Raw genomic sequence first — 2533 nt, 5'->3', positions numbered from 1 at the left:
GCAGCAACATGCATGTCGGCGGCCGGCCCGCGGGGGGGGGGTGGCCGGGCGCCTTGGGGGGATCATTCCTTGGGGGAATGGTCGGGTCGGCTGGGGTACCGATCCGATATCAAGATGGCAGGTTTGCAGGGAAAAATAAGGGTTTTCCACAGCAGTTCAAAAACGTTTGATCGCCCCTCTTGAGGCTTGGCTGTGGCTATTCCGCCGCAATCGCCGGCGTGGCCGTGCCGCGCCGCTGGCCCGCCCAGCGGCAGGCCTCGGCGCCGAAGCTTTCGAAGAGCCGGCGCGAGAGCGCGTCCTCCGCCCAGTCGTATTCCGGATGCCACTGCACGCCAACGGCGAATCCCTTGGCGTCCTCGACATGCGCCGCCTCGATGGTGCCGTCTGGCGCCCAGGCCTCGGGCACCAGGCGCGGCGCCGGCCGGGCCACGCCCTGGTTGTGCAGCGAGTTCACCGGCACCGAGTCGGGAGACCAGGCCAGATCGGCCCAGAGCCGTGCCAGCCGGCCCTCGGGGGAGACGCGGATGGCATGCGCCTTGCCGGTGCGGACGCGCGGCAGCGCCTGATCGACCGGTGTCGAATGGTCCAGCCGGCCGGGCAGATCCTGGATGCGCTGGTCCAGCGTGCCGCCGAGGGCCACGTTCAGCTCCTGGAAGCCCCGGCAGATGGCCAGCAGCGGCATGCCGGTGGCCAGCGCGGCGCGGATCAGCGGCAGCGTGGTGGCGTCCCGGTCCGGGTCCTCCGGCGTGCCCTCGAGATGCGGCGGCCCGGCATACAGGCCCGGCTGCACGTTGGAGCGGCTGCCGGTGAGCAGCAGCCCGTCGAGCCGCGGCAGGATCTCCTCCGCCACGCCCTCGCCGGCCGCGGGGATCAGCAGCGGCACGCCGCCGACCGGCCCCAGCACCACCTTGATGTAGTGGTCCGACACCGCGTGGTTGGGCATGGCGAAGGCCCCGAAGGCCTTCATGCAGCAGGGAATACCGATCAGCGGGCGCATGCGCCAAAGGTCGCGCCGCGCGGTGGCGCAATCAAGGCATGATTTCGCCGTATCCGGGCGGTCAGGGCTGCGTCAGCGGCGGCCCTCGTCCTCGAAGAAGCGGGGATCGTTGAAGGTGAAGAGACGGCGGTCCAGCGGCATCCCGGTCTGGATCTGCGTCAGCGTCACCCGCGTCTGGCGGCCCTGGCCGTCCACCACGACCCATTGCCGCAGCTCCATCGGCTCCTCCTGCAGCACGAGGGTGAGGCGCCCCTCGGCCGGGTTCTCCCGCCGCCGCAGGGTGATGCCGAGGAAGCCGCCCTGGCGCTCGACACCCATCACCTCGACATCGCCGCCGAAGCGGATCTGCGGCCGCAGCAGCAGGCCGAGCGGGGTCGAGGAGACGGGAACGATGGAGGGCTGCTTCAGCTCGCGGTCATAATAGAGGAACTGGCTGTCCGAGGCGACGAGCAGCAGCGGCTCCGGCGGGTCGTACTCGAAGCGCATCCGGCCCGGCCGGGCGATGAAGGCGGTGCCCTCGGCCGAGCCGCCGTTCTGCGCCACCTGCAGGAAGCGCGCCCGCAGCGTGGTGATACCGTTGAGATAGGCCTCGGCCCGGGCCAGCAGGGCCTGTTGCTGCTGCGGCGTCAGCCGCTGCTGGGCGCGGGCGGGCAAGGGGAAGGCCAAGGGGAAGGCCAAGGGGAAGGCCAGAGCCAGGGCGGAGAGCAGGGCGGTGCGGCGGAGCATGGCGCCTATCTGGCGTCGCATCGGGGCGAAAGGAAGGCCGTCACATCGGACCCGCCGGCACGGCGGCCGCCGCCAGCGGTGGGAAGTCGCGGAATTCGGGGAGCTGGTAGTGCCACCATTCCAGCCGGTAATGGTCCCACCCGGCGGCGGTCATCAGCCCGAGCAGCAGGGCGCGGTTGCGCTGATCCTCCGCCGGTACGCCCGGATGGCCATGCGCCGATTCCGGCGCGACGGCGTCGAAGCCGGTGCCCATCGGCAGCTCCGCCCCCGTCGCCGCGTCGCAGAGCGTCAGGTCCACTGCGGCGCCGCGCGGATGGACGCCGCCGCGCCGCGGGTCGGAGACGAAGCGCTTGTCCTCCACCGCGTGCCACAGCGCCCATTGCGCCTCGATCGGGCGGAAGGCGTCGAAGACCTTGAGCCGCAGGCCCCAGGCGCGGGCCTGGTCGCGCGCGGCCAGCAGGCGCCGGCGGGCGAGCGGCAGCAGCAGCGCCACCGGGCGGCGGTAGATCGGCACGCCGGCCAGGTTGTCGGGCGTGGCGTAGCGGAGGTCGAGGAGGATGCCGTCCTCCTCCGTGATCGGCTGGAGCATGGCCGCATCCTGGCATTCCGGCTCGGTTTCGTTGAGGCCCGTTTCGGCCTATGCAGCGGCGATGCGGATCCTGGCACTGGATGGCGCCCTGGCGCGGGCCTCGGCGGCGGTTTGGGCGGAGGGGCGTGTCGCCGCCGCCGCCCTGGCGGATGGCGCGCGGGGCCAGGCGGTGGCGCTGCCGCCGATGGCCGCGCGCGTGCTGCGCGAGGCGGGGCTGGCGG

General features: G+C 72.3%; 3 protein-coding genes. All 3 read right to left on the bottom strand.

The window, feature by feature from the left end:
- Positions 1–196: 196 nt before the first annotated feature.
- On the bottom strand, positions 197–997 hold the full coding sequence (locus tag ACVMLK_RS20700) for a gamma-glutamyl-gamma-aminobutyrate hydrolase family protein (protein ID WP_457487498.1): 801 nt from the start codon (positions 995–997) through the stop codon (positions 197–199).
- A gap of 72 nt (positions 998–1069) precedes the next feature.
- The gene (locus ACVMLK_RS20695) at positions 1070–1723 is read right to left on the bottom strand and encodes a LolA family protein (RefSeq protein WP_457487497.1); all 654 of its coding nucleotides are present in this window, start codon (positions 1721–1723) and stop codon (positions 1070–1072) included.
- A 40-nt stretch (positions 1724–1763) separates the two neighbouring features.
- The gene (gene ddpX, locus ACVMLK_RS20690) at positions 1764–2312 is read right to left on the bottom strand and encodes a D-alanyl-D-alanine dipeptidase (protein WP_457487496.1); all 549 of its coding nucleotides are present in this window, start codon (positions 2310–2312) and stop codon (positions 1764–1766) included.
- Positions 2313–2533: the final 221 nt, after the last annotated feature.

This window comes from Teichococcus aerofrigidensis, assembly GCF_054073225.1.
The sequence above is the reverse complement of the archived record's forward strand: the minus strand, read 5'-3'. Positions and strand labels throughout refer to the sequence as shown.